The organism is Sphingomonas sp. JC676, from assembly GCF_014489075.1.
GTDB lineage: Bacteria > Pseudomonadota > Alphaproteobacteria > Sphingomonadales > Sphingomonadaceae > Sphingomonas.
The window spans coordinates 12,823-33,520 of record NZ_JACTGR010000005.1; the positions used below are offsets into that span (position 1 = coordinate 12,823).

A 20,698-nucleotide genomic window follows, 5' to 3' on the forward strand; every position below is an offset into this window, starting at 1 on the left:
GCTATAGGCATGCGGAAAGTCGCCAGCATGGTCGCAGCTGCGCTGACGTTTGCAATCGTCGCCGCGCACGCTGCGGCTGCCGGGCCGACGCTGGACGCTGCCCGGATCGCCACCGCGCGCTTCGGCAACGACGCCGCCTGGTATCGCGACAACATCCCCTTCTTCGAATCCGCCGATCCGGCCATCGACGCGGTCTATTATTACCGCTGGTCGATCGTCCGGGCGCACCAGCGCGATCTCGGCGCGCAGGGCTATGTCACGACCGAGTTCCTCGACGACGTGCCCTGGCAGCGCGAGCCCTTTGCCACCCTCAACGACGCCACCGGCTTCCATCTCGGCGAGACCCGCTGGCTGCGCGACCGGCGCTACGCCGCAGACTATATCGACTATATGTACGAGGGCGGGAACGACCGCCATTTCTCCGACTATTTGGCCGACGCGGTTTATGGCCGCTTCCTCGTCGACGGCGACCGGACCGAGGCGATCCATCATCTCTCCACCATGCGTCACCTGTACCGGGCCTGGGACGACCGGTTCGACTGGAGCAAGGGACTCTACTGGATCGAGCCGCTTCTCGACGCGACCGAATATACGATCTCGTCGATCGACGCGTCGGGCGGCAAGGACGGGTTTCGCGGCGGCGACGCATTCCGCCCGTCGATCAACGCCTACATGTTCGCCAATGCGCGCGCGCTCGCCCGCCTCGCCGCGCTTGCCGGGAACGAGGCGATGGCGACGGAGTTTGAGGGGCGCGCCACTGCGCTGAGGGCTCGGGTCCAGGACGCGCTGTGGCAGCCGCGCCTCGACCATTTCGCCGATCGCTACAAGGTCAGCAACGAGCACGTGAAATATTGGGAGCCGATCCGCGGGCGCGAACTGGTCGGCTATGTCCCCTGGACGTTCAACCTGCCCGACGACGATCCGCGCTATGCCTCGGCATGGAAGCACCTGCTCTCTCCCGCCGAATTCGCCGGTGCCGCCGGGCTGCGGACCGTCGGCCCGAGCTACGAATATTATATGCGGCAGTATCGCTACGACGGGACAGCGCCGGAATGCCAATGGAACGGTCCGGTCTGGCCCTTCCAGACGACCCAGGTGCTGCTCGCCCTGGCCAACCTGCTCAACGACTATCACCAGTCGGTGATCAGTCGCAGCGATTATCTGCGGCTGCTGCGGCAATATGCGGCGATGCACTATCAGGCCGGCCGGCTTGATATCGAGGAGGATTATCATCCCGATACCGGCCGCCCGATCGTCGGCCTCGCCCGCAGCCACCATTATTTCCATTCGGGCTATGTCGACCTGATCCTGTCCGGCCTTGTCGGGATACGCCCGCGCGCGGACGATATGCTGGAGGTGAACCCGCTGCTATCGGATGCGAAGGCGATGCGCTGGTTCCGGGCACAGGATGTACCCTATCACGGGCATCTCGTATCGGTGACCTGGGATGCCGACGGGCGCCGCTTCGGCTCCTCCGGTCTGTCAATCGAAGTCGACGGCAAGTTGATTGCACGCCGACCGACTCTCGGACGCCTTGCCGTTCCCCTCGCTCGGGTCGCGCCCGGGCCGATCGTCCGGCCGATCAATCAGGCCGTGCAACTCGTCCGCGGCGGGTTTCCGCGCGCCGACGCCTCGAGCAATACCGATCCGGAGGCGCTGCACGATGCCATCGACGGGCGCATATGGTTCTATCCCGAGATCGCCAATGGCTGGTCGTCGGCACCATCAGCCGCAGAGCAATGGTTTGCGATCGACCTGGGCGAAGTGCGCCAAATCGAACGCGCAGAACTTGCCTTCTTTGGGGACGGCCACCGGTTCGCAGCTCCGAGCGCGTATCGGTTCCAGAGGATGACACCCAATGGTTGGCGTGACCTATCTGCCACCATGGAGCGACCTTTGGCGAACGGCGTCACCAACGCCCGCTGGACTCCCGTTCAATCCAGCAAGGTAAGAGTGGTTTTCAACCCTTCGACCGGCTTCGCGGTCAGGCTTGTCGAGCTGAAATTGTTCTGAGCCGATTGGATTCCAGCTTTAGTTCAACGGGCCAAACGACCCTGGGTCGCCACAAGATTCCCCAGATAGCGACCAGCCGCGCGTCCGACGGCATTTTGCGACTCAAGGCGGACTCAAGTCGACAAAATGATCTTGCGCGGTGCGAATCTTGGAACGGATGCTGACACTTATTCGGCCTTTATGCGCCTTCACTTTGACCTATCGGCCAAAACCGCACAGAACGATGCGGTCGCCGCGCCAGCGCGATCCTGCGGGGCAAATATGCTGACAGATCGTGGAGGCACGGCACGATGATGTGGATGAGTCCAGGCCTCGTCGCGCACGCCCGTCATTGGAGCGCGAGGAGCGCTCCCGGGCTCGAACACGCTGGTCTATAGGGCGCGATTGATTGTCGCTTTTGAGTTTGGGGGAAAGTTTGGGTCATCGTTCCGAGAGCAAGACACGCGCGAAACCACGCTTGCCTGCCCACCCATCGCCGCCAGCTTTGGGCGACGATATCGCACCTTCTTCCACGCGCGGTTCGATTGCCGTGGCGGAGATCATAGCGGCGCGACCCGCGGATGCGGTTTTGGGGTCTGCGACCGGACAAGTCGCTCGAGCGCTCGGCATGGACATTCTCTCAGGCGCGATCGCGCCTGGAGAAAAACTCCCCCCGGAGGAAGAGGTTCTTGCCCGATTTGGGGTATCCAGAACTGTCTTGCGCGAGGCGGTCAAGGTCCTATCGGCCAAGGGCCTGACGCGTTCCAAAACCCGTGTCGGCACCACTGTCCGAGAACGCCAGCACTGGAATTTCTTCGATTCCGACGTCCTTGCCTGGCGGATCGACGTCGGACTCGATGCCGACCTGCTGCGGTCGCTTCGGGAAGCTCGCCTCGCCGTTGAGCCCTTCGCCGCGCGGCTGGCGGCGGAGCGCGCGACTCCCGCGGATCTTGCAGCCATGGCGGATAGTGTTCGACGGATGCGCGAGGCAGTCGGGAACCGGCGCCTGTTCGCACAGGCCGACCTGCAATTTCATCGGGCAGTGGCCAACGCTTCCGGGAATTTTATCCTGGGATCGTTTGCGGGCGTCATCGAGACAGCGCTGGTTTGTGCGACGCTCCTGCTTCCGCTGGAGAAAAGTGCGCTTCGCGAAGAGGCACTTGCGCGGCACGAAGAACTGCACGAGGCGATTGCAAGCAAGGACGCGGAGCGCGCCGCCAAGCTGATGGCTGATATGATTGGCTTCGGCGCGAAGGTGGGCGAACTGCCCGCCGACAATACTTAGCTCGACCGGCCAACTCAGCCCAAGTAGGCCAACATGGCCGCCCACCGCCCTCGAATGGACGAAGCGCTGCGGCTGATCGACGGTCGCACGGTAGGTGAGAGCGACGACGGCCCCGACGCCAGGAGCCGTCATCAGCCGCCGACAGACGGGATCGTGACGGACGACATCGAGCAGCATCTTGTGCAGCCTGGTGAACTCTTGCCGCATGACGCGCCGGATGGTCAGCAATGGCTCGACAATGACGGCCAGTCTCGGCAGCCCCTCGACCAACTCACGGACACGCGTCTCGAACCCGGCATTGCCAACCACGCCGACCTTCAGGCCGAAGTTGCGCAACGTGCCGCGCAGATCGGCATCGACATCAAGCATCTTGCGCTGAACCAGCTTGCGCGCGGTCAGCAGCATCCGCTTCTCCTGGCTCGCCAGAGTCTTGACGTGCACCGGCTTGAACAAGCCGACACGCATCATCTGGGCGATGCCGCGCGCATCGTGCCGGTCGGACTTGTTGACCTGCTGCGCCTTCAGCAGCGACTTCATGTGCCGGGTCTCAACGCAGATCACGGGCAGGCCCGAATTCGACTCCGTCCCCGGGCACCATCCACCCTTCCGCATCTGGGTGCACATGGCGCCTATATGGGCGTTCCCTCTCTGTTCATACCGCGCTAGAAGACGGCGATGGACGCCGCACCAGTGCGCAAGATCATCCATGTCGACATGGACGCGTTCTATGCGTCGGTGGAGCAGCGTGACGATCCGGCGCTCAAGGGTCGTCCGGTGGCGGTCGGCTATGCCGCGGCGCGTGGCGTGGTGGCGGCGGCGAGCTATGAGGCGCGCAAGTTCGGGGTGCGATCGGCACTGCCTTCGGTGACGGCGCTGCGGCGTTGCCCGGAACTGGTGTTCGTGCGGCCGCGCTTCGACGTCTATCGCGCGGTCTCGAAGCAGATTCATGCGATCTTCGCGGAGTATACGCCGCTGATTCAACCGCTCTCGCTCGACGAGGCCTATCTCGACGTAACCGAGAATCTGCGCGGGCTTCCGACCGCCTGGGCGACCGCCAAAGAGATCCGCGCGCGGATCCTTGAGGAGACCGGACTCACCGCCTCGGCCGGCATCTCGTACAACAAGTTTCTCGCCAAGCTCGCCTCGGACCAGCGCAAGCCCAACGGCCAGTTCGCGGTGACGCCCGATATGGGCGCGGCATGGGTGGAGACGCTGCCGGTGTCGCGCTTCCATGGTGTGGGGCCGGTGACGGCCCGGAAAATGCTGGCGCTGGGGATCGAGACGGGCGCGGACCTGCGCGGGCGGTCGATCGACTTCCTGCGCGAGCATTTCGGCAGCGCCGCGAGCTGGTATCACGCGATCTCGCGCGGCGAGGACGATCGGCCGGTGCGGCCGGACCAAGTGCGCAAGTCCTCTGGTTCGGAGACGACCTTCGATCGCGACCTTCTCGAGGATGTGGAGATCGAGGTCGGTGTGCTGCGCATGGCCGACGACGTCTGGGCGTGGTGCGAGAAGGCGCAGGCGTTCGGGCGAACGGTGACCGTGAAGATCAAATATGGCGACTTCCAGCAGATCACCCGCAGCCGCAGCGTATCAGGATTGGTCGACACCTATGCGCTGCTGCGCGAGACGAGTCTGTTGCTGATCCGATCGGTGCTGCCGACGCCCAAGGGGATAAGGTTGGTGGGGGTGACGGTGTCGAACTTCGAGGCGCGGGACGAGGCGGCGGCGGAGCTGCCGTTCGGCCAGGCCTGACCTAGTTCTCGCGTCCCATCGTATGGATCGGTGTGAAGCAGCCGAGGATCATGCGCGCAGCGTCGAACGGTATTTCCCCGGTCACGTCGAGCGCGCCGTCCTCGTGCATCCGGGCTTCGGCGCGGTCCAAGCTCTCCTTGTCGGGCCAGATCTGCCAGGTGAAGACGATCTTCTCGCCTTGGCGTGCATCGACCGCGCGGCGGAAGTCGGTGTGCTTGCCGTCGGGAACATAGTCCTCCCAGGATTCGACGATCTCCAGGCAGCCATATTCCATGAAGATCCGCGCCCCGTCTTCGGCCCATCTGCGATAGGCTTCCATCTTCTCCGCGGGTACAGGGATCACGAGGCCTGCGACATACATGGTTCGGACTCCTTCGACAGGCGTCGAGACTAGTCCGGCAATTTGCAGACATCCACCCAGCGTTGCGAAACCAGGGCCGCCAACCGATCCGGCGCGACTTCGACCGAGCTTGTCCGCGATCCCGCCGCTGGAAAGACTGTCGCGAATACACTCAGCGAGCTGTCGCAATAGACCGGCAGCGGTGTCGCCAGCCCGAAGGGGCAGACACCGCCCACGGCGTGGCCGGTGAGCGCCAGCGTCTCCTCTGGATCGAGCATGCGCGGGCGGCCGCCGAACTCGGCCTTGCTCTTGGCATTGTCGAGCCGCGCGTCGCCGCGCGCGACGACGAGCAGCACTGTCTCGTTCACGCGCAACGCCAGCGTCTTGGCGATCCGCGCCGGTTCGACACCAAGCGCCTCTGCCGCCTCGGCGACGGTAGCGGTACTGGCGCCCTGATCGATGATCGCGATGTCGGGCGCATGTTCGGCCAGCCAGGCCCGGGCGGATTCGAAGCTCATGCCTTAAGGGATAGCATCCACGGCGATGATTTCGATCGCCTCGGCCTTGCCGCCGAAATCAACGCGCTCGCCTTCCCAGCCGCCGAGCAGCGCGTGCGCGAGCGGCGCGGAGAAGGCGATGCGATCGGCATTGGGATCGGCCTCGTCATGGCCGACGATGTCGATCACCCGCTCCTTGCCCGCCAGCCGGATGCGGACGCGCGACCCGATTCCGGCCACGCCTTCCTCAGGCGGCGGGGCGATCTGGGCGGTGGCGCGGCGCGTTTTCCAGTACCGCAGCTCGCGCTTGAGCACTTCGCGCGGCTCCTCCTCGCGCTCGGCCGCCACCGCGCCTTCGAGCTCGGCCACCTTGGCCTCGGTCAGCGCCAGCCCGTGCGCGGTCACCAGATTGGGACCGGACGGCAGCGGCAGTTCGAACTTCGGTTCCTTATGTTCCTCGTCACTCTCGCGACGGAATGCGACACTCATTTCTGTGGCAAATCCTAAAGGGTGGATGATACTTTCCAAAGATCGATCGCGCCTTCGGTTGCATGGCGATCGATCTCGGCGAGCTCTTCCGCCGAAAATTCCAGGTTGTTCACGGCATCGAGCGAATTGTCGAGCTGCTCGACGGTGCGCGCGCCGACCAGCGCCGAAGTGACGCGTGGATCACGCAGCACCCAGGCGATCGCCATCTGCGCCAGCGTCTGGCCGCGCCGCTGCGCGATATCGTTGAGCGCGCGAATGCGGACGATGTTCTCGTCGGACAGCAGCCGCTGGTTGAGCGAGCCGCCCTTGGCCGCGCGGGCATCCTGGGGTACGCCGTTCAGGTACTTCGCGGTCAGCATGCCCTGCGCGAGCGGCGAGAAGGCGATGCAGCCGGTACCGAGCTCGCCCAGCGTATCGAGCAGCGCTTCCTCCACCCAGCGATTGAGCATCGAATAGCTCGGCTGGTGGATGAGCAAAGGCACCTTGTATTCGGCCAGGATCGCCGCGGCCTGGCGGGTAAGCTCGGGCGAATAGGAGGAGATGCCGACATAGAGTGCCTTGCCCTGGCGGTGGAGGTGCGCGAGCGCCCCCATCGTCTCCTCGAGCGGGGTCTTCGGATCGACGCGGTGCGAATAGAAGATGTCGACATAATCGACGCCCATCCGCTTGAGGCTCTGGTCACACGAGGCGATGAGGTACTTCCGGCTGCCGCCGACATCGCCATAGGGCCCGGGCCACATGTCCCATCCGGCCTTGGTCGAGATCACCAGCTCGTCGCGGTGCTGGGCGAAATCGGCCGCCATCACCCGGCCGAAATTCTCCTCGGCGGAGCCATAAGGCGGGCCATAATTGTTCGCGAGATCGAAATGGGTGACGCCGCGGTCGAAGGCGCGGCGGAGCATCGCCCGGCCGGTCTCGAACACGTCGGTGCCGCCGAAATTCTGCCAGAGGCCGAGGCTGATCGCCGGCAGGTCAAGCCCCGAGCGGCCGGTGCGGCGATAGGGCATGCGCCCGTCATAGCGGGCGGGATCGGCGGTCCAGGGTGTCGGGAAAGGCATGGGTAAAACTCCGCGTTATCGCGCCACGCCCTATGCCCGGATGATCAGACGGTAAAGCTCTCGCCGCAGCCGCAGGCGCCCTTGGCGTTCGGATTTTCGAAGGTGAAACCGGCGGCGAAATCGTCCTCCACCCAGTCCATCTTCGAGCCGATCAGGTAGAGCACCGAGGCGCCGTCGACGAAGAACAGGCCGCCGGGGGTCTCGATCCGCTCGTCGAACGGCTTGGCCTCGGTGACGTAATCGACCGAATAGGCCAGCCCCGAGCAGCCGCGGCGCGGCGTCGAGAGCTTGACGCCGATCGCGCCCTCGGGCGCCTTTGCCATCAGATCGGCGATGCGCTGCTCGGCGCGCGGCGTGAGGGTGAGCGCGGCGGGGCGGGCGCGGAGCCTGGTCTCGGCCATCACAGCATCCCCAGTTCGAGCTTGGCCTCGTCGCTCATCTTCTGCGGATCCCAGGGCGGATCCCAGATCAGATTGACGTCGGCGGTGGCAATCCCGGGTACCGAGCCGACGCGCAGCTCGACTTCGCCCGGCATCGATTCCGCGACCGGGCAATGCGGCGTGGTGAGCGTCATTGTCACCGCGGCATGGCCCTCGGCGGTCACTTCGACGCCATAGATCAGGCCGAGATCGTAGATGTTCACCGGGATCTCGGGATCGTAGATTTCCTTGAGCGCCTCGATCACCGCTTCGTAGAGCGCGCCGCCGGGCTCGCCATCGGGATGCAGCTCGGGCTTTTGCGAGAGGAAGCCGGCGAGATAGTCGCGCTTGCGCTCGAACGTCGCCTGCACGTCCGGCACCGCATCCCCGACGCGCGCCTTGGCCGGCGCCTCGACGGCGTCGACTTCCTCGATCGTGATCTTGCGTTCCTCGTTCACCCGAAAATCCCTACTACCCAAAAATCCGCGTCACACGCTCGATACCCGCAATCAGCGCGGCGATATCGTCCGCGCCGTTGTAAACCCCGAAGCTCGCTCGCGCCGTTGCCGGCACCCCCAGCGCCTCCATCAACGGCTGCGCGCAGTGGTGGCCCGCGCGGATCGCGACATTGCCCTCGTCCAAGATGGTGGCGACGTCGTGCGGATGCACCCCCTCCACCGCGAAACTTACGATCCCGGCGCTGTCATCGGGACCGAACAGCGTCACGCTGTTGAGCTTGGACAAGGCCTCCCGCGCCTGGCGGACCAGAGCGGTCTCATGGGCATGGATGCGATCGAGGCCGATGCCATCGACATAGTCGATCGCAGCGTGCAGCCCGACCACGCCGATGATGTGCGGCGTGCCCGCCTCGAACCGTCCCGGCGGCGGGGCATAGGTCGTGCGCGCGAAGGTCACCTTGTCGATCATCGATCCGCCGCCCTGATAGGGAGGCATCGCGTCGAGCAGTTCGTAGCGGGCCCAGAGTACGCCGATGCCGGTGGGCCCGTAGAGCTTGTGGCCCGAGAAGACGTAGAAATCGCAATCGAGCGCGGCCATGCCGACCGCCATGCGCGGCACCGCCTGGCAGCCGTCGAGCAGGATCTTCGCCCCCACCGCATGCGCGAGATCGGCAGCGCGGCGCGCGTCCAGCACCGATCCGAGCACGTTCGAGACATGGGCGAGCGCGACCAGCTTGTGGGCGGGCGTGAGCATCGCCGCCATCGCGTCGAGATCGATGCGCTGGTTCGCGGTGAGCGGGACGACGTCGATTGCGGCGCCGATGCGCTCGGCGACCATCTGCCACGGCACGATGTTGGAATGGTGCTCGAGCGTCGAGAGCAGGATGCGGTCGCCGGCCTTCAGGTGGGTGCCGGCCCAGCACTGCGCGACAAGGTTGATCCCCTCGGTCGCGCCGCGGACGAAGACGATTTCGCGCGCCGAACCGCCGAGGAATTTCGCGACGCGCTCGCGTGCGGCCTCATAGGCGAAGGTCATGTCCGCCGAGCGCTGATAGACGCCGCGATGGACCGTGGCATAGGTCTCGCCATAGCCGCGGGTGATCGCGTCGATCACCGGCTTCGGCTTTTGCGAGGTGGCGGCGGTGTCGAGATAGGCCCAGCCCGCCGGGATCGCGGGGAAATCGGCGAGCACATCGAGCGGGCGGGTATCGAGCACGGTGCTCACAGCGCAGCCTCCAACCATTTGTCCGCGTCCGCGACGAAGGCCTCGCGTACGGTCTCGTCGCCAATTCGCTCCATCGCATCCGCCACGAAAGCACGCGTGAGCAGCGCCTTGGCGCGCGCCTCTTCGAGCCCGCGGCTCTGAAGGTAGAACATCGCCATCTTGTCGAGCTCGCCTACGGTCGCGCCGTGCGCGCATTTCACATCGTCGGCGAAGATCTCGAGCTCGGGCTTGAGGTTCACCGTCGCCGAACGCTGGAGGAGCAGGCCCCTGAGGGATTGCTCGCCATCGGTCTGCTGGGCGCCGCGGGCGACCTCGACACGGGCGGCAAGGCTCGCCGCCGAACGATCGGCTGCCACCGCCCGCCATAGCTGGCGCGAGGTACCCTCGATATTCTCGTGGCGCACCGTGACGGCGGCTTCCTGCTTCTGCGTACCGCGCGTCAGCAGCGCGCCGCCCATTTCGGCGAAACCGCCCTTGCCGGTGAGGGTCAGCGCGCCGTCGATCCGGCTGCCCATGCCGCCGGCGCCGAGGAAGATGGACACCAGGCTCGCCGCCTCGCCGATCTCCGCCTCGTCGCGCAGCGAAACGAAGCCGTCGTCCTGCACCAGCCGCACCGAGCGCATCAGCCGCGCGCCCTTGCCGAGCACGATAGTCGTCAGCCGGTTCGCCCAGCCCGATCCGGCATAAGTTTCGACCACCGAGGCAACTGCGTCCTCCTCCAGCACCAGCCGGGCGGGTACATGATTCTCGCCGCCCGATCCGAGATGGACGATCTGAACGTGAGTCACCGCCTCTTCGCGGCCGAGATGGAGCGACCAGCCCTCGCCTTCGGCCTGTTTGGCCAACGGATGCTCGGTCTCGGGCACGATCCGGCCGACCTGGACGCGACCCGGGCGGCTGTGCGCGGGCTCGAACATGCCGTCGACGAAAAGCAGACGCGGGCCCTCGATATCGAGGAACAGATCGGCGGGCGCTATCGACGCGGCACGCGGCTCGGCCTCGGCAGCAGCCTTGAGCGCCGCCATGTCGGACCAGCGCCATTCCTCCTGGCGCGGCGAAGGGAGTTCGAGCACCGGATTCACTTACCGTCACCCTGAACTTGTTTCAGGGTCCAAGCCTCCACTCGCGATGCCGCCGCTTGTCGCGCGTTGGATGCTGAAACAAGTTCAGCATGACGGAGGAGGAAAAACGGGGTCACGCCGCCACCACTCCATAGCCCTCGCGCTCGAGCTGGAGCGCGAGCTCCGGCCCGCCGGTGCGGGTGATGCGGCCCAGTTCGAGCACATGGACGAAGTCCGGCTGCACATAATCGAGCAGGCGCTGATAGTGGGTGATCAGGATCACTGCCTTGTCGGGCGCGCGCATGATGCGGTTGATGCCGTCGCCGACCGCCTTCAGCGCATCGATGTCGAGGCCGGAATCAGTCTCGTCCAGGATCGCCAGCCTGGGGCCGATGATGCCCATCTGGACCATCTCGTTGCGCTTCTTCTCGCCGCCCGAAAAGCCGACATTGACCGGGCGCTTGAGCATTTCCTGGTCCATGCCCAGCGCATCGGCCTGGGCGCGGGCGAGCTTGAGGAACTCGCCGCCCGAAAGTGGGGCCTCGTTACGGGCGCGGCGCTGCGCATTGAGCGCTTCGCGGAGGAATTGGACGTTGGAGATGCCGGGGATCTCGACCGGGTATTGGAAGCCGAGGAACAAGCCCGCCGCGGCGCGCTCGTGCGGCGCCAGCTCCAGCAGGTCCTTGCCCTCGAAGGTCACCGTTCCGCCGGTCGGCTCATAGCCCGGGCGGCCGCCCAGCACATAGCCGAGCGTTGATTTGCCGGCGCCGTTCGGACCCATGATCGCATGGATCTCGCCCGCGTTCACCGACAGGCTGAGGCCTTTCAGGATTTCCTTGCCGTCGATTTCGGCGCGAAGGTCTTCGATCTTGAGCATTATTCCCGTTCTTCCATTGCGGCGACGGTCGCCCGGCCCCGCGCAAAGCTAAACATGCGATCATGGACGCAGGCCGAGACCGCTTCGTGATCGCGCGGCCCCTGATTGACGCAGACCACCGTGGTCTCGCACGCCTTGCGGTCGAAACCAGCGTCGCCGCTGGTCCGATCGATCGCGCAGGCGATTGCCCGGCCCTTGCGATTGGTCTTGAGACCGACCTTGAGCTTCAGCAGCTGGCCAGTGACGACGATGTCGTCGGCCTGCACGTCGGCTGGTACGTCCTGTGCGGCGAAAAGAAGGAGCGCAGCGGCGATCATCGCGTCAGATCGCCACTGTCAGCAGCTGCACGGTCTTCGGATCGGGCGCGTCATAGGCGTCGACTACCGAGCCATCGGGCAGCCGCCAGTTGATCTTGTATTGCGCCTGCCCCGTGATCCCGGCGACAACGCCCGCCTGGACCGCGTCGAGCGTCACCTGTACCTTGCGCCACCAGCCCTTTTCATAGGGCTTGCCGTTGAGCGTCAGCCGGCCGGCGGCATAATCAGCGTCGAGGAAGCTGCGGCACTGCGTCACCGCCGCCTGCACCTTGGCCGCGCGCGCGGCGGCGTCCGCCGGGGCCCTGCCCACCGCACGGACGATGCAGCGCGCATGGTTGGTCGCCACGCCGATCTGGCCGGGAGTGTCGATCACCACGCCGGGAGCGGCCTGGGCCGCAAGCATTGCGAATATGCCGAACATCATTTCTTTACTCCCGGAGGCGCGAACTCCCGCCTCGAACGGTTTTCTACCAGACCGATACTTGCGGGGGGCTGACCGGCGATCACTGCCTGTCCTCCTGCCCGGTCTGCGCGGGGCCGAAGCGCACGACGGGACCGTCCGAGGGTGGCTTGGGCAAGGGCGGCAGCTTGACGCGCTGGCGCTCGGTTTCCTTGCTCTCCTCGGTGCTTTCGAGCGGACCGGCCTGGCCCGCCAGCAAAGCGGGTTTGGGCTGGGTGAGCTTCGGCAAGGTGAAGGTCTGCGTGCCGCCGGGGGCTGCGGGCTTGAGCGCAGGCGCACCGATCGTCGCCGCCATCTCGAGGAAGGTGAGCTCGCGGCAGTCGGTCACCTCGTCGGCGGTCTTGGCATAGCAGACCGGTGTCGCGTGGCAGGCATCGGTGTCGCGCCGCTGGCTGCCGCTCGAGACCATGATCCGGCAGTTGCGCAAGCGCCCGTCGGCGCCTTTGTCGAACAGCATCGTCGTGTGCCCGAAGGTCGCGCGCACGACGATATCCTCGCCCTGCACGTCCTGGGTGGGGGCGGGGACATCCTGCATCAGCAATAGAACCGCGCCGAGGATCATCCGACGCTGCCCTCAAGGCTGATCCCCAGCAGCTTCTGCGCCTCGACGGCAAATTCCATCGGGAGCTGCTGGAGCACCTCCTTGGCGAAGCCGTTGACGATCAGCGCCACCGCGGCCTCCTGGTCGAGCCCGCGCTGCATTGCGTAGAACATCTGGTCCTCGCTGATCTTCGAGGTGGTCGCCTCATGTTCGATCTGGGCGGAGGGGTTCTTCACCTCGATATAGGGCACGGTGTGGGCGCCGCACTGATCGCCGAGCAACAGGCTGTCGCACTGGGTGAAGTTGCGGACATTCTCGGCGTTCGCGTTCACGAGCACGCGGCCGCGATAGGTGTTGCTCGATTTGCCCGCGCTGATGCCCTTGGAGACGATCGTCGAGCGCGTGTTCTTGCCGATGTGCAGCATCTTGGTGCCGGTATCGGCCTGCTGGTGGCCGTTGGTGACCGCCACCGAATAGAATTCGCCGACCGAGCCGTCGCCCTGGAGGATGCAGGACGGATATTTCCAGGTGATCGCGCTGCCGGTCTCGACCTGGGTCCAGCTGACCTTCGAGTTGGTGCCGGCGCACAAAGCGCGCTTGGTCACGAAGTTGAAGATGCCGCCGACGCCGTTCTCGTCGCCGGGATACCAGTTCTGCACGGTCGAATATTTGATCTCGGCATCGTCCAGCGCGACCAATTCGACCACGGCGGCGTGGAGCTGGTTCTCGTCGCGCATCGGCGCGGTGCAGCCCTCGAGGTACGAGACGTACGCGCCCTTGTCGGCGATGATCAGGGTGCGCTCGAACTGGCCGGTATTCTCGGCATTGATACGGAAATAGGTGCTGAGCTCCATCGGGCAGCGCACGCCCTCCGGCACGTAGACGAAGGTACCGTCGGAGAAGACCGCGCTGTTCAGCGCCGAGAAGTAGTTGTCGCGCTGGGGCACGACCTTGCCCAGCCACTTCTTCACCAGTTCGGGATATTCGCGGATCGCCTCCGAGATCGACAGGAAGATGACCCCCGCGGCCTTCAGCTCTTCGCGGAAGGTCGTGGCGACCGAGACGCTGTCGAACACCGCGTCGACCGCGACCTTGCGCGCGCCCTCGACGCCGGCGAGCACCTTCTGCTCCTCGATCGGGATGCCGAGCTTGGCATAGACGCGCAGGATCTCGGGATCGAGCTCATCAAGCGAGCCGATCGTCTTCTTCTGCTTGGGCTCGGCGTAATAATAGGCGTCCTGGTAATCGATCGCGGGGATCGTGAGCTTGGCCCATTCGGGCAGCTCCATCGTCTCCCACATGCGGAACGCCTTGAGCCGCCAGTCGAGCATCCATTCGGGCTCGCTTTTCTTGGCGGAAATGTAGCGGACGGTGTCCTCGCTCAGCCCCTTGGGCGCGAACTCCTGCTCGATGTCCGACGAGAAGCCCCATTCGTACTTCTTGTTGGCGGCTGCGAGCGCCTCGGCATTCTTGGTGGCCATCAGGCACTCCTACTCAGACTGGCGAGGGACACTCCCGCAAGCGCGCCCTTTACCGCACCATTGACCGCATTCCAGTGCGGCATGACGCGGCACGTCGCTTCGATCGCGCAATCATGCTTGCCGGTATCGACGCAGGTCGTTAGCGCGATGGGACCCTCGATCGCCTCGACGATATCGGCGACGGTGATCGCCGCGGGCGGGCGGGCGAGGCGGAAGCCGCCGCCGGTGCCGCGCGCGCTCTCGATCAGCCCGGCGGCGGAAAGCTTGCTCACCAGTTTCTGCACGGTGGGCAGCGGCAGACCGGTCTCCTCGGCGAGGCTCGTCGCGTTCAGCCGGCACGACGCGCCGCAATGGCGCGCCGCAGCGGCCATCATGACTACGGCATAATCGGCAAGGCTCGAAAGACGCATCGAATCCAATCGGACGGGTTTGATCCGATTGGCATGTGGGCTCAGCGGCGGCGCACGTCAACCGTTTCCGGGATCACGTCGGGCAGGAAATGGAAGCTCTCATTGTCGAGCGTCACGGCCAGCACGGGATCGATATTGGCGCGCAATGTGGTCGGCGTGTGGCCAGTGAAGTGCTTCACCTCGTTGATCATGTGCGACTGATCGGCGAAGGGGCCGATCACGTCGTCCAGCGGCGCACCCTGGTAGATGCGCATCGCCGCACCGATCGCGCGGAACTTGCGCTTCAGATGCGTCGGCGATCCGGCGAAGTATTCCTTGCACAGCCGCTGGACCTGGCGCTCGCCCATATCGGTCTCCGCCTTCATCCGGGCGTAGAGCCATTCGATCGTCGGATCGTCGGTCGCGGTCCATTCGCGGATCACGCGCAGGAAGGTCACGTGCGCCTTGGGCACCGGCTTCACTTCCTGCTGGCGCATCATCAGCAGCGGCTCGATGGCCGCGACCATCTCCTCGAGCGTGGTCATGCTCCGCAACCGCTCGAGGAGCAGCGGCGCTTGTTCGCAGAACAGCTTCTCGCCGTCGATGATGCGATCGGCCACCTTGTGCGCCGGGACGCCGATCAGCGCCTTCCAGCCGATTCCCCTCAGCGAAACGCCGAAGACATGGAGCGGCCCGCGCATCTTGTAGGTTGCCGCGGCTGTGCCGGGGCCGTTGACCATGATCGGCCGAGTCGGCTCGGAATGGCCGTCCGGAAAGAAGACTGTGCCCTCGCCGCTGATCATGAAGCGCAGCTGCCCCAGATCGACCCGCTCGATGCCGTCGATCTCGGCCGCGTCGTAGCGGAAAAGATAGTAAGATTCGATGTGCGGCAACAATTTACCGCTCGCCTTGATGAATTCAAGATGCGGCATCGCCGGGTCGCCACCCGGTTCCAATCCCGTCATCTTACGATTTGCAGCGCCCCGCATTCGACCTGAGCCCCCAGGTTCGGTTCTTATTCTAGACGAAGACTATAGCGACGGTGTGCGTCAGATAAAAGTGGCCCGGCCGGTTACCCGGCCGGGCCATAAGGAAAAGGGTTCCCCCCGTTAAGCGGAACCCCTCGGGTCGCAATTCCTCTCTAAACGAAACCCCACCCCCGGTATTGTACGGAATCGACATGCGACATTTTGACGTCGCGCCAGCGAGGTGCGAAGGGCGCACAGCATGGGTTATCCGTTCCAATCCGTACTATTCTTACTCGATGCCGAGCGGGCGCATCGGCTTGCAATCACCAGCTTAAAGCTGTGGGGCGCCATTGGTACGCCATTTGCTTCCATTATGGATGCATCGCATCCTGTTGAAATCGCGGGCCTCGTCTTTCCCAACCCCATCGGCCTGGCGGCGGGTCTCGACAAGGATGCCGAGGCGGTCGCGGGGCTGTTCGGACTCGGCTTCGGATCGGTCGAAGTCGGCACGCTGACGCCCCGCCCGCAGCCCGGAAATCGCAGGCCGCGCCTGTTTCGGCTGGTCGAAGATGAAGCGGTGATCAACCGGATGGGCTTCAACAATGGCGGAATCGACTCGGCGCTCGCCCGAGTCGCGGCGCTACCGAAACGTAGGGGGGTGCTCGGCATCAATGTCGGCGCCAACAAGGATTCGGACGACCGAGTCGGTGATTATGCGCTGGGCGTCGCCAAGGCCGCGCCACTCGCCGACTATATCACCATCAATGTAAGCTCGCCCAACACGCCGGGGCTTCGCGACCTGCAGTCGCGCCCCGCACTCGACGAGTTGCTCGCGGCGGCCGACGCCGCGCGGAAGGGCGAGAAGCGCACTCCGCTGTTCCTGAAGATCGCACCCGATCTCGACCGAGCGGGGATCGAAGGCGCCATCCGGGCTGCGATCGACAACCATGTCGACGCGCTGATCGTGTCGAACACGACGATTTCGCGCCCTCCGCTGCAATCGACCCATGCCGCTGAGACCGGCGGCCTTTCGGGCGCCCCGTTACGCGAACTCGCCCGCGCCAAGCTGATCGAAGCCCGCGAGGCGAGCGGCGGCGCGCTTCCGCTAATCTCAGCGGGCGGAATCGATAGTCCGGACGAGGCCCGCCGGCGGATCGACGCGGGGGCGCGGCTCGTCCAGATCTATAGCGCGCTGGTCTACAAGGGCGCCGGGCTGCCACGCCGGATCGTCCGCGGATTGAACGCCCGTGGCTAGCGCACGGTCTCCGCGATGGCCCTTCCCTCGCGCCGGGGATCATAGCCGCCGTCGAAGTGGCCACCGGGGCGGATCATCACGCCCTGGATGCCCGAATCCTCGCCCTGCCCCGGCTGCAGCCGGATACCGCGCTGCGCCAGCGCCTGGAGTAGTTCGGGCGAGAATTTGGTGACCTCGCCGTTGAAGGCGCCGCCGCGCGCGACAAGGTTGGGCAGCGCGATCGCGTCCTGCACCGGCAGATTCCAGTCGATCGCGGCGACCATCGACTTGGCGACATAGGGCAGAATCGCGTTGCCGCCCGCCGAGCCGAACGCCCCGGCGAAGCGGCCTTCACGGTCGAGCAGGATCGACGGGATCATGGACGAGCGCGGGCGCTTGCCGGGCGCGGGTGCGTTCGCGACCAGCCGTCCCCGGCTGTCGCGCGGCTGCATCGAGAAATCGGTCATCTGGTTGTTGAGGAAGAAGCCGTCGACCATCCGCCCCGATCCAAAGATCGATTCGACCGTGGTCGTCATCGACACGGCATTGCCCTCAGCATCCACGACGATGATGTGTGAGGTGCCCATCGGCTCGTAGGTCTTGTCGAGCGCGGCGACTGGGGCCCCGGCGGGCGTACCGGCCAAGGGTGCAGGCGCAGCGTCGCTTCCGATCAGCTTCGCGCGGCCCGCGACATAAGCGGGATCGAGCATCCCGGCGACCGGCACGCTCACAAAGGCGGGATCGCCGACATATTGGTCGCGATCGGCGTACATGATGCGGCTGGCTTCGGCGAAGAGAAACCAGGCCTGGGGATCCTGCGGCCCGCGCGCGGCGATGTCGGTGCGCTCGAGGATCGCGAGGAGCTGGAGCAGACCCACGCCGCTCGCAGGCGGCGGCGGGGTGCAGACCAGATAGACGCGATACCTGCCGCACAGCGCCTCGCGCTTGACCGGGCGATAGGCGGCGAGATCGGCGAGCGTCATCGATCCGCCGAGCGGCGCCGCGTGCGTCCGCTCGACGATGCGCTCGGCCGTGGGCCCGGCATAGAGCGCGTTCACCCCATCTTCGGCCAGGTGGTGGACGAATGCCGCATAGGCCGGGTTGGTGAGCCGGTCGCCCGCTTTTTTGAGGCTGCCGTCGGGGTTGGAGAAATAGGCGCGGACATCGGGCGCGGCGTTCTGGGGGAAGCTGCTGCCGATGAAACGGCCCAGGCGCGGCGAGATGATGAAGCCCTCGCGCGCGGTGCGCTCGGCGTCGCCGAACAAATCGCGCCAGGCAAGCTTGCCATGATCCTGATGCGCGACGCTCAGCATGCGGACGGCGCCGGGGACGCCGGTGGCGCGGCCGCTCAGCACAGCCTGGCCGAACGGCAGCGCCTTGCCGTTCGCATCGAGGAACATGCCCTCGGACACGCCGGCTGGGGCGATCTCGCGGCCGTCATAGACGGTCACCTTGCGCGAGGCGGCATCATAATAGGTCATGAAGGCGCCGCCGCCGATTCCCGAGCTCTGCGGTTCAACCAACGAGAGGATCGCCTGCATCGCGACAGCCGCGTCGACTGCGCTGCCGCCACGCCGCAACACGGCGAGACCGGTCTCTACCGCCAGCGGATTGGCCGAAGCCGCGAAGATCTGCGCTTGGGAACGCCCGGCGACGGGCCTCTCGGCGACGCGATCCTGCGCCGCCGCGCACGAGATAAGGCCCAACGCGGCAACCGCCGCTATGACGTTACGGAACAATCTCATGCGCGCTCCCGAGTGCGAGGCCGGCTTATCCCGCGAATTGGCAACCCATATGTCTGCCGGCACGCCCGCCGATAGCGTAGCAAATGGCAAGCCGTCCACGCCCGCCGCGCGCCGCTGGCGGAACCCGGACAGGCGCTCTAAGACTGTGTGAAGCAAAGGGGCAACGCTACGGAAATCCGAGCGTTGGGTGTGGGGGAGAAGGGATGCAATGAGCCGCAAGCTCGAACGGTTCGAAAATCTCGTGGGCATGTTCTTCGCCCGCGCGCGCCAATTGGGCGACAAGCCCTTCCTCTGGCACAAGGCCGGGGGGGCGTGGCAACCAATGAGCTGGACCGAGGCGGCACGGCAGGTCGCGTGTCTGGCGACCGCGTTGCAGGGCCTGGGCCTGAAGCGCGGCGACCGGGTGATGCTCGTTTCCGAGAATCGCCCTGAATTCTGCATCAGCGATCTAGCGATCATGGCGGCGGGCTGCATCACCGTGCCGACCTACACGACCAACACCGAGCGCGATCACCAGCACATCATCGAGAATTCGGGCGCTTGCGCGATTATCGTCTCGAACACCAAGCTGGCCAAGACGCTGCTCCCGGCGGCGATTCGTTCGTCCTCGGCACGGATGGTGATCGGCATCGACGATGTCCGTGCCGGCCAGCACGGCACGATGGACTTTCACGACTGGCGCGACCTGATCGCCAAGAACCCAGCCGATCCGGTCCAGGTCGCGGCCAAGGCCAATTTCCGGCGCGAGGAAACCGCCTGTATCATCTACACCAGCGGCACCGGCGGAAGTCCGCGCGGCGTGATGCAGCATCACGGCGCAATCCTCCACAATGTCGAGGCGTGCTGCTCGCTGATCAGCGAGGATTTCGGCTGGGACGACGAGGTGTTCCTCTCGTTCCTGCCCTTGAGCCACGCCTATGAGCATACCGGCGGGCAGCATTTCCCGATCGGGCTGGGCGCCGAGATCTATTATTCGGAAGGGCTGGAGAAGCTCGCGTCGAACATCGAGGAAGTGCGCCCGACGATCATGGTCGTCGTGCCGCGCCTGTTCGAGGTGCTGCGCACGCGGATCACCAAGCAGGTCGAGAAGCAGGGCAATTTCGCCAGCTATCTGCTCGAAAAGGCGGTCTCGATCGGCGCGAAGAAGGCGGCCGGCGGCATGGGCCTGACCGACGTGCCTATGAACCTGTTCCTCAATGCCACGCTGCGCCCCAAGCTCGCCAAGCGCTTCGGCGGGCGGATCAAGGCGATGGTGTCGGGCGGGGCGCCGCTCAATCCCGAAGTCGGTGTATTCTTCCAGTCGCTCGGCCTCACCTTCCTCCAGGGCTATGGCCAGACCGAAGCGGCGCCGGTGATCTCGTGCAACCGGCCCAAGGTCGGGCTCAAGATGGACACGGTCGGTCCGCCGCTCGAAGGCGTCGAAGTCAGGATCGCCGAGGATGGCGAGATACTGGTGCGCGGCGAGCTGGTGATGCACGGCTATTGGCGCAACGAGGCGGAGACCAACCGCGTCCTCCAGAACGGCTGGCTCCACACCGGCGATATCGGCCTGATTGACGAGAAGGGCCGGATCCAGATCACTGACCGCAAGAAGGACATCATCGTCAACGACAAGGGCGACAATGTCGCCCCGCAAAAGGTGGAGGGGATGCTCACCCTCCAACCCGAAATCATCCAGGCGATGATTGCGGGCGACAAGAAGCCGTACATGACCGCGGTGCTCGTACCCGATCCCGACTGGACCCAGGAATGGTGCGCGAAGAACGGCAGCCGGTGCGACTTCAAGTCGCTCGCGCACGATCCCGAGTACAAGGCGGCGCTAGCCCACGCCGTCGAGCGCGTGAACAGGGACCTTTCCGTCATCGAACGGGTCCGGAAATTCATTATCGCCGACACGCCGTTCACAATCGAGAACGAGCAGCTGACGCCCAGTCTCAAGATCCGGCGGCATATCCTGAAGCTGGTCTATGGCGACCGGCTCGACGCGCTGTATTGATTGCCTGGTGCTCCTGCGGAAGCAGGAGCCCAGGATCGCAAACAAGCCGCCCGTTACCCTTGGGCTCCTGCTTTCGCAGGAGCGTCGGCGGTGTCGTGGCGCGCGCGAACG

21 protein-coding genes and 1 pseudogene are annotated in these 20,698 nt (G+C 65.4%); 5 read left to right on the plus strand and 17 right to left on the minus strand.

The genetic code is table 11. The features are described 5' to 3' along the window. Positions 1-9: 9 nt before the first annotated feature. Positions 10-2,013: an MGH1-like glycoside hydrolase domain-containing protein gene (locus IAG41_RS16225; protein WP_187729717.1), complete on the plus strand. Its 2,004-nt coding sequence runs from the start codon at positions 10-12 to the stop codon at positions 2,011-2,013. Between the two features lie 607 nt (positions 2,014-2,620). Next, complete coding sequence (locus IAG41_RS23555) at positions 2,621-3,277, plus strand: FadR/GntR family transcriptional regulator (RefSeq protein ID WP_187729718.1); 657 nt, start codon at positions 2,621-2,623, stop codon at positions 3,275-3,277. A 24-nt stretch (positions 3,278-3,301) separates the two neighbouring features. On the opposite strand, the pseudogene IAG41_RS23315 reads toward IAG41_RS23555, so the two are convergent. Further along, positions 3,302-3,847, minus strand: a pseudogene (locus IAG41_RS23315) (transposase); the annotation flags it as partial. A gap of 105 nt (positions 3,848-3,952) precedes the next feature. Here IAG41_RS23315 and dinB point away from each other — a divergent pair. Then, positions 3,953-5,032 (plus strand): DNA polymerase IV, encoded by a 1,080-nt coding sequence (gene dinB, locus IAG41_RS16240; protein ID WP_187729720.1) that lies wholly within the window; start codon positions 3,953-3,955, stop codon positions 5,030-5,032. Between the two features lies 1 nt (position 5,033). Here the strand turns inward: dinB and IAG41_RS16245 are convergent, their stop codons facing one another. The 15 genes from IAG41_RS16245 to IAG41_RS16315 form a co-directional block, all read right to left on the minus strand. Then, entirely contained in the window at positions 5,034-5,393 is a 360-nt protein-coding gene (locus IAG41_RS16245) for a DUF1428 domain-containing protein (RefSeq protein WP_187729721.1), read from the minus strand. A gap of 29 nt (positions 5,394-5,422) precedes the next feature. After that, on the minus strand, positions 5,423-5,890 hold the full coding sequence (locus tag IAG41_RS16250) for a YbaK/EbsC family protein (protein ID WP_187729722.1): 468 nt from the start codon (positions 5,888-5,890) through the stop codon (positions 5,423-5,425). A 3-nt stretch (positions 5,891-5,893) separates the two neighbouring features. Then, positions 5,894-6,358 carry a GreA/GreB family elongation factor gene (locus tag IAG41_RS16255; protein WP_187729723.1) on the minus strand — a complete coding sequence of 155 codons (465 nt, stop codon included), beginning with the start codon at positions 6,356-6,358 and terminating at the stop codon, positions 5,894-5,896. Between the two features lie 14 nt (positions 6,359-6,372). After that, positions 6,373-7,416, minus strand: a complete 1,044-nt coding sequence (gene mgrA, locus IAG41_RS16260) for an L-glyceraldehyde 3-phosphate reductase (protein ID WP_187729724.1) — start codon at positions 7,414-7,416, stop codon at positions 6,373-6,375. 44 nt (positions 7,417-7,460) lie between these two features. Next, positions 7,461-7,817, minus strand: coding sequence for a HesB/IscA family protein (locus IAG41_RS16265; RefSeq protein ID WP_187729725.1), 357 nt, complete (start codon positions 7,815-7,817; stop codon positions 7,461-7,463). After that, positions 7,817-8,293: an SUF system Fe-S cluster assembly protein gene (locus IAG41_RS16270; protein ID WP_187729726.1), complete on the minus strand. Its 477-nt coding sequence runs from the start codon at positions 8,291-8,293 to the stop codon at positions 7,817-7,819. The genes IAG41_RS16265 and IAG41_RS16270 overlap by 1 nt, the downstream gene beginning before the upstream one ends. Before the next feature lie 13 nt (positions 8,294-8,306). Beyond that, a complete protein-coding gene (locus IAG41_RS16275) occupies positions 8,307-9,536 on the minus strand; it encodes a cysteine desulfurase (RefSeq protein ID WP_187729727.1) in 1,230 nt (409 codons plus the stop codon). After that, positions 9,515-10,600, minus strand: coding sequence for a SufD family Fe-S cluster assembly protein (locus tag IAG41_RS16280; RefSeq protein ID WP_316251175.1), 1,086 nt, complete (start codon positions 10,598-10,600; stop codon positions 9,515-9,517). The genes IAG41_RS16275 and IAG41_RS16280 overlap by 22 nt, the downstream gene beginning before the upstream one ends. Before the next feature lie 112 nt (positions 10,601-10,712). Further along, the gene (gene sufC, locus IAG41_RS16285) at positions 10,713-11,456 is read right to left on the minus strand and encodes a Fe-S cluster assembly ATPase SufC (protein ID WP_187729728.1); all 744 of its coding nucleotides are present in this window, start codon (positions 11,454-11,456) and stop codon (positions 10,713-10,715) included. After that, positions 11,456-11,773, minus strand: coding sequence for a hypothetical protein (locus IAG41_RS16290; RefSeq protein ID WP_187729729.1), 318 nt, complete (start codon positions 11,771-11,773; stop codon positions 11,456-11,458). The genes sufC and IAG41_RS16290 overlap by 1 nt, the downstream gene beginning before the upstream one ends. A 4-nt stretch (positions 11,774-11,777) precedes the next feature. After that, entirely contained in the window at positions 11,778-12,197 is a 420-nt protein-coding gene (locus tag IAG41_RS16295) for a hypothetical protein (protein ID WP_262408726.1), read from the minus strand. Positions 12,198-12,276: 79 nt separating this feature from the next. Then, a complete protein-coding gene (locus IAG41_RS16300; protein ID WP_187729730.1) occupies positions 12,277-12,795 on the minus strand; it encodes a hypothetical protein in 519 nt (172 codons plus the stop codon). Then, on the minus strand, positions 12,792-14,255 hold the full coding sequence (gene sufB, locus IAG41_RS16305; protein WP_187729731.1) for a Fe-S cluster assembly protein SufB: 1,464 nt from the start codon (positions 14,253-14,255) through the stop codon (positions 12,792-12,794). Before sufB ends, IAG41_RS16300 begins: the two co-directional genes overlap by 4 nt. Beyond that, complete coding sequence (locus IAG41_RS16310) at positions 14,255-14,665, minus strand: SUF system Fe-S cluster assembly regulator (RefSeq protein ID WP_187729732.1); 411 nt, start codon at positions 14,663-14,665, stop codon at positions 14,255-14,257. The genes sufB and IAG41_RS16310 overlap by 1 nt, the downstream gene beginning before the upstream one ends. Positions 14,666-14,706: 41 nt before the next feature. Next, positions 14,707-15,609 carry a helix-turn-helix domain-containing protein gene (locus IAG41_RS16315; RefSeq protein ID WP_262408727.1) on the minus strand — a complete coding sequence of 301 codons (903 nt, stop codon included), beginning with the start codon at positions 15,607-15,609 and terminating at the stop codon, positions 14,707-14,709. A 262-nt stretch (positions 15,610-15,871) separates the two neighbouring features. On the opposite strand from IAG41_RS16315, the gene IAG41_RS16320 reads away from it, so the two are divergent. Next, a complete protein-coding gene (locus IAG41_RS16320; protein WP_187729734.1) occupies positions 15,872-16,867 on the plus strand; it encodes a quinone-dependent dihydroorotate dehydrogenase in 996 nt (331 codons plus the stop codon). Here the strand turns inward: IAG41_RS16320 and ggt are convergent. Next, positions 16,864-18,591: a gamma-glutamyltransferase gene (ggt, locus tag IAG41_RS16325; protein ID WP_187729735.1), complete on the minus strand. Its 1,728-nt coding sequence runs from the start codon at positions 18,589-18,591 to the stop codon at positions 16,864-16,866. The two genes, IAG41_RS16320 and ggt, sit on opposite strands and share 4 nt — an antisense overlap. Positions 18,592-18,799: 208 nt before the next feature. Between ggt and IAG41_RS16330 the strand changes: the two genes are divergently transcribed. Continuing rightward, the gene (locus tag IAG41_RS16330; protein WP_187729736.1) at positions 18,800-20,587 is read left to right on the plus strand and encodes an AMP-dependent synthetase/ligase; all 1,788 of its coding nucleotides are present in this window, start codon (positions 18,800-18,802) and stop codon (positions 20,585-20,587) included. Positions 20,588-20,698 lie beyond the last annotated feature (111 nt).

Bases quoted from the DNA above. Each gene is read 5' to 3' on its own strand.
- IAG41_RS16225 (WP_187729717.1), top strand. From the start codon at position 10: ATGCGGAAAGTCGCCAGCATGGTCGCAGCTGCGCTGACGTTTGCAATC.
- IAG41_RS23555 (WP_187729718.1), top strand. From the start codon at position 2,621: ATGGACATTCTCTCAGGCGCGATCGCGCCTGGAGAAAAACTCCCCCCG.
- dinB (WP_187729720.1), top strand. From the start codon at position 3,953: ATGGACGCCGCACCAGTGCGCAAGATCATCCATGTCGACATGGACGCG.
- IAG41_RS16245 (WP_187729721.1), bottom strand. From the start codon at position 5,393: ATGTATGTCGCAGGCCTCGTGATCCCTGTACCCGCGGAGAAGATGGAA.
- IAG41_RS16250 (WP_187729722.1), bottom strand. From the start codon at position 5,890: ATGAGCTTCGAATCCGCCCGGGCCTGGCTGGCCGAACATGCGCCCGAC.
- IAG41_RS16255 (WP_187729723.1), bottom strand. From the start codon at position 6,358: ATGAGTGTCGCATTCCGTCGCGAGAGTGACGAGGAACATAAGGAACCG.
- mgrA (WP_187729724.1), bottom strand. From the start codon at position 7,416: ATGCCTTTCCCGACACCCTGGACCGCCGATCCCGCCCGCTATGACGGG.
- IAG41_RS16265 (WP_187729725.1), bottom strand. From the start codon at position 7,817: ATGGCCGAGACCAGGCTCCGCGCCCGCCCCGCCGCGCTCACCCTCACG.
- IAG41_RS16275 (WP_187729727.1), bottom strand. From the start codon at position 9,536: ATGGTTGGAGGCTGCGCTGTGAGCACCGTGCTCGATACCCGCCCGCTC.
- sufC (WP_187729728.1), bottom strand. From the start codon at position 11,456: ATGCTCAAGATCGAAGACCTTCGCGCCGAAATCGACGGCAAGGAAATC.
- IAG41_RS16290 (WP_187729729.1), bottom strand. From the start codon at position 11,773: ATGATCGCCGCTGCGCTCCTTCTTTTCGCCGCACAGGACGTACCAGCC.
- IAG41_RS16295 (WP_262408726.1), bottom strand. From the start codon at position 12,197: ATGATGTTCGGCATATTCGCAATGCTTGCGGCCCAGGCCGCTCCCGGC.
- IAG41_RS16300 (WP_187729730.1), bottom strand. From the start codon at position 12,795: ATGATCCTCGGCGCGGTTCTATTGCTGATGCAGGATGTCCCCGCCCCC.
- sufB (WP_187729731.1), bottom strand. From the start codon at position 14,255: ATGGCCACCAAGAATGCCGAGGCGCTCGCAGCCGCCAACAAGAAGTAC.
- IAG41_RS16310 (WP_187729732.1), bottom strand. From the start codon at position 14,665: ATGCGTCTTTCGAGCCTTGCCGATTATGCCGTAGTCATGATGGCCGCT.
- IAG41_RS16315 (WP_262408727.1), bottom strand. From the start codon at position 15,609: ATGACGGGATTGGAACCGGGTGGCGACCCGGCGATGCCGCATCTTGAA.
- IAG41_RS16320 (WP_187729734.1), top strand. From the start codon at position 15,872: ATGGGTTATCCGTTCCAATCCGTACTATTCTTACTCGATGCCGAGCGG.
- ggt (WP_187729735.1), bottom strand. From the start codon at position 18,591: ATGAGATTGTTCCGTAACGTCATAGCGGCGGTTGCCGCGTTGGGCCTT.
- IAG41_RS16330 (WP_187729736.1), top strand. From the start codon at position 18,800: ATGAGCCGCAAGCTCGAACGGTTCGAAAATCTCGTGGGCATGTTCTTC.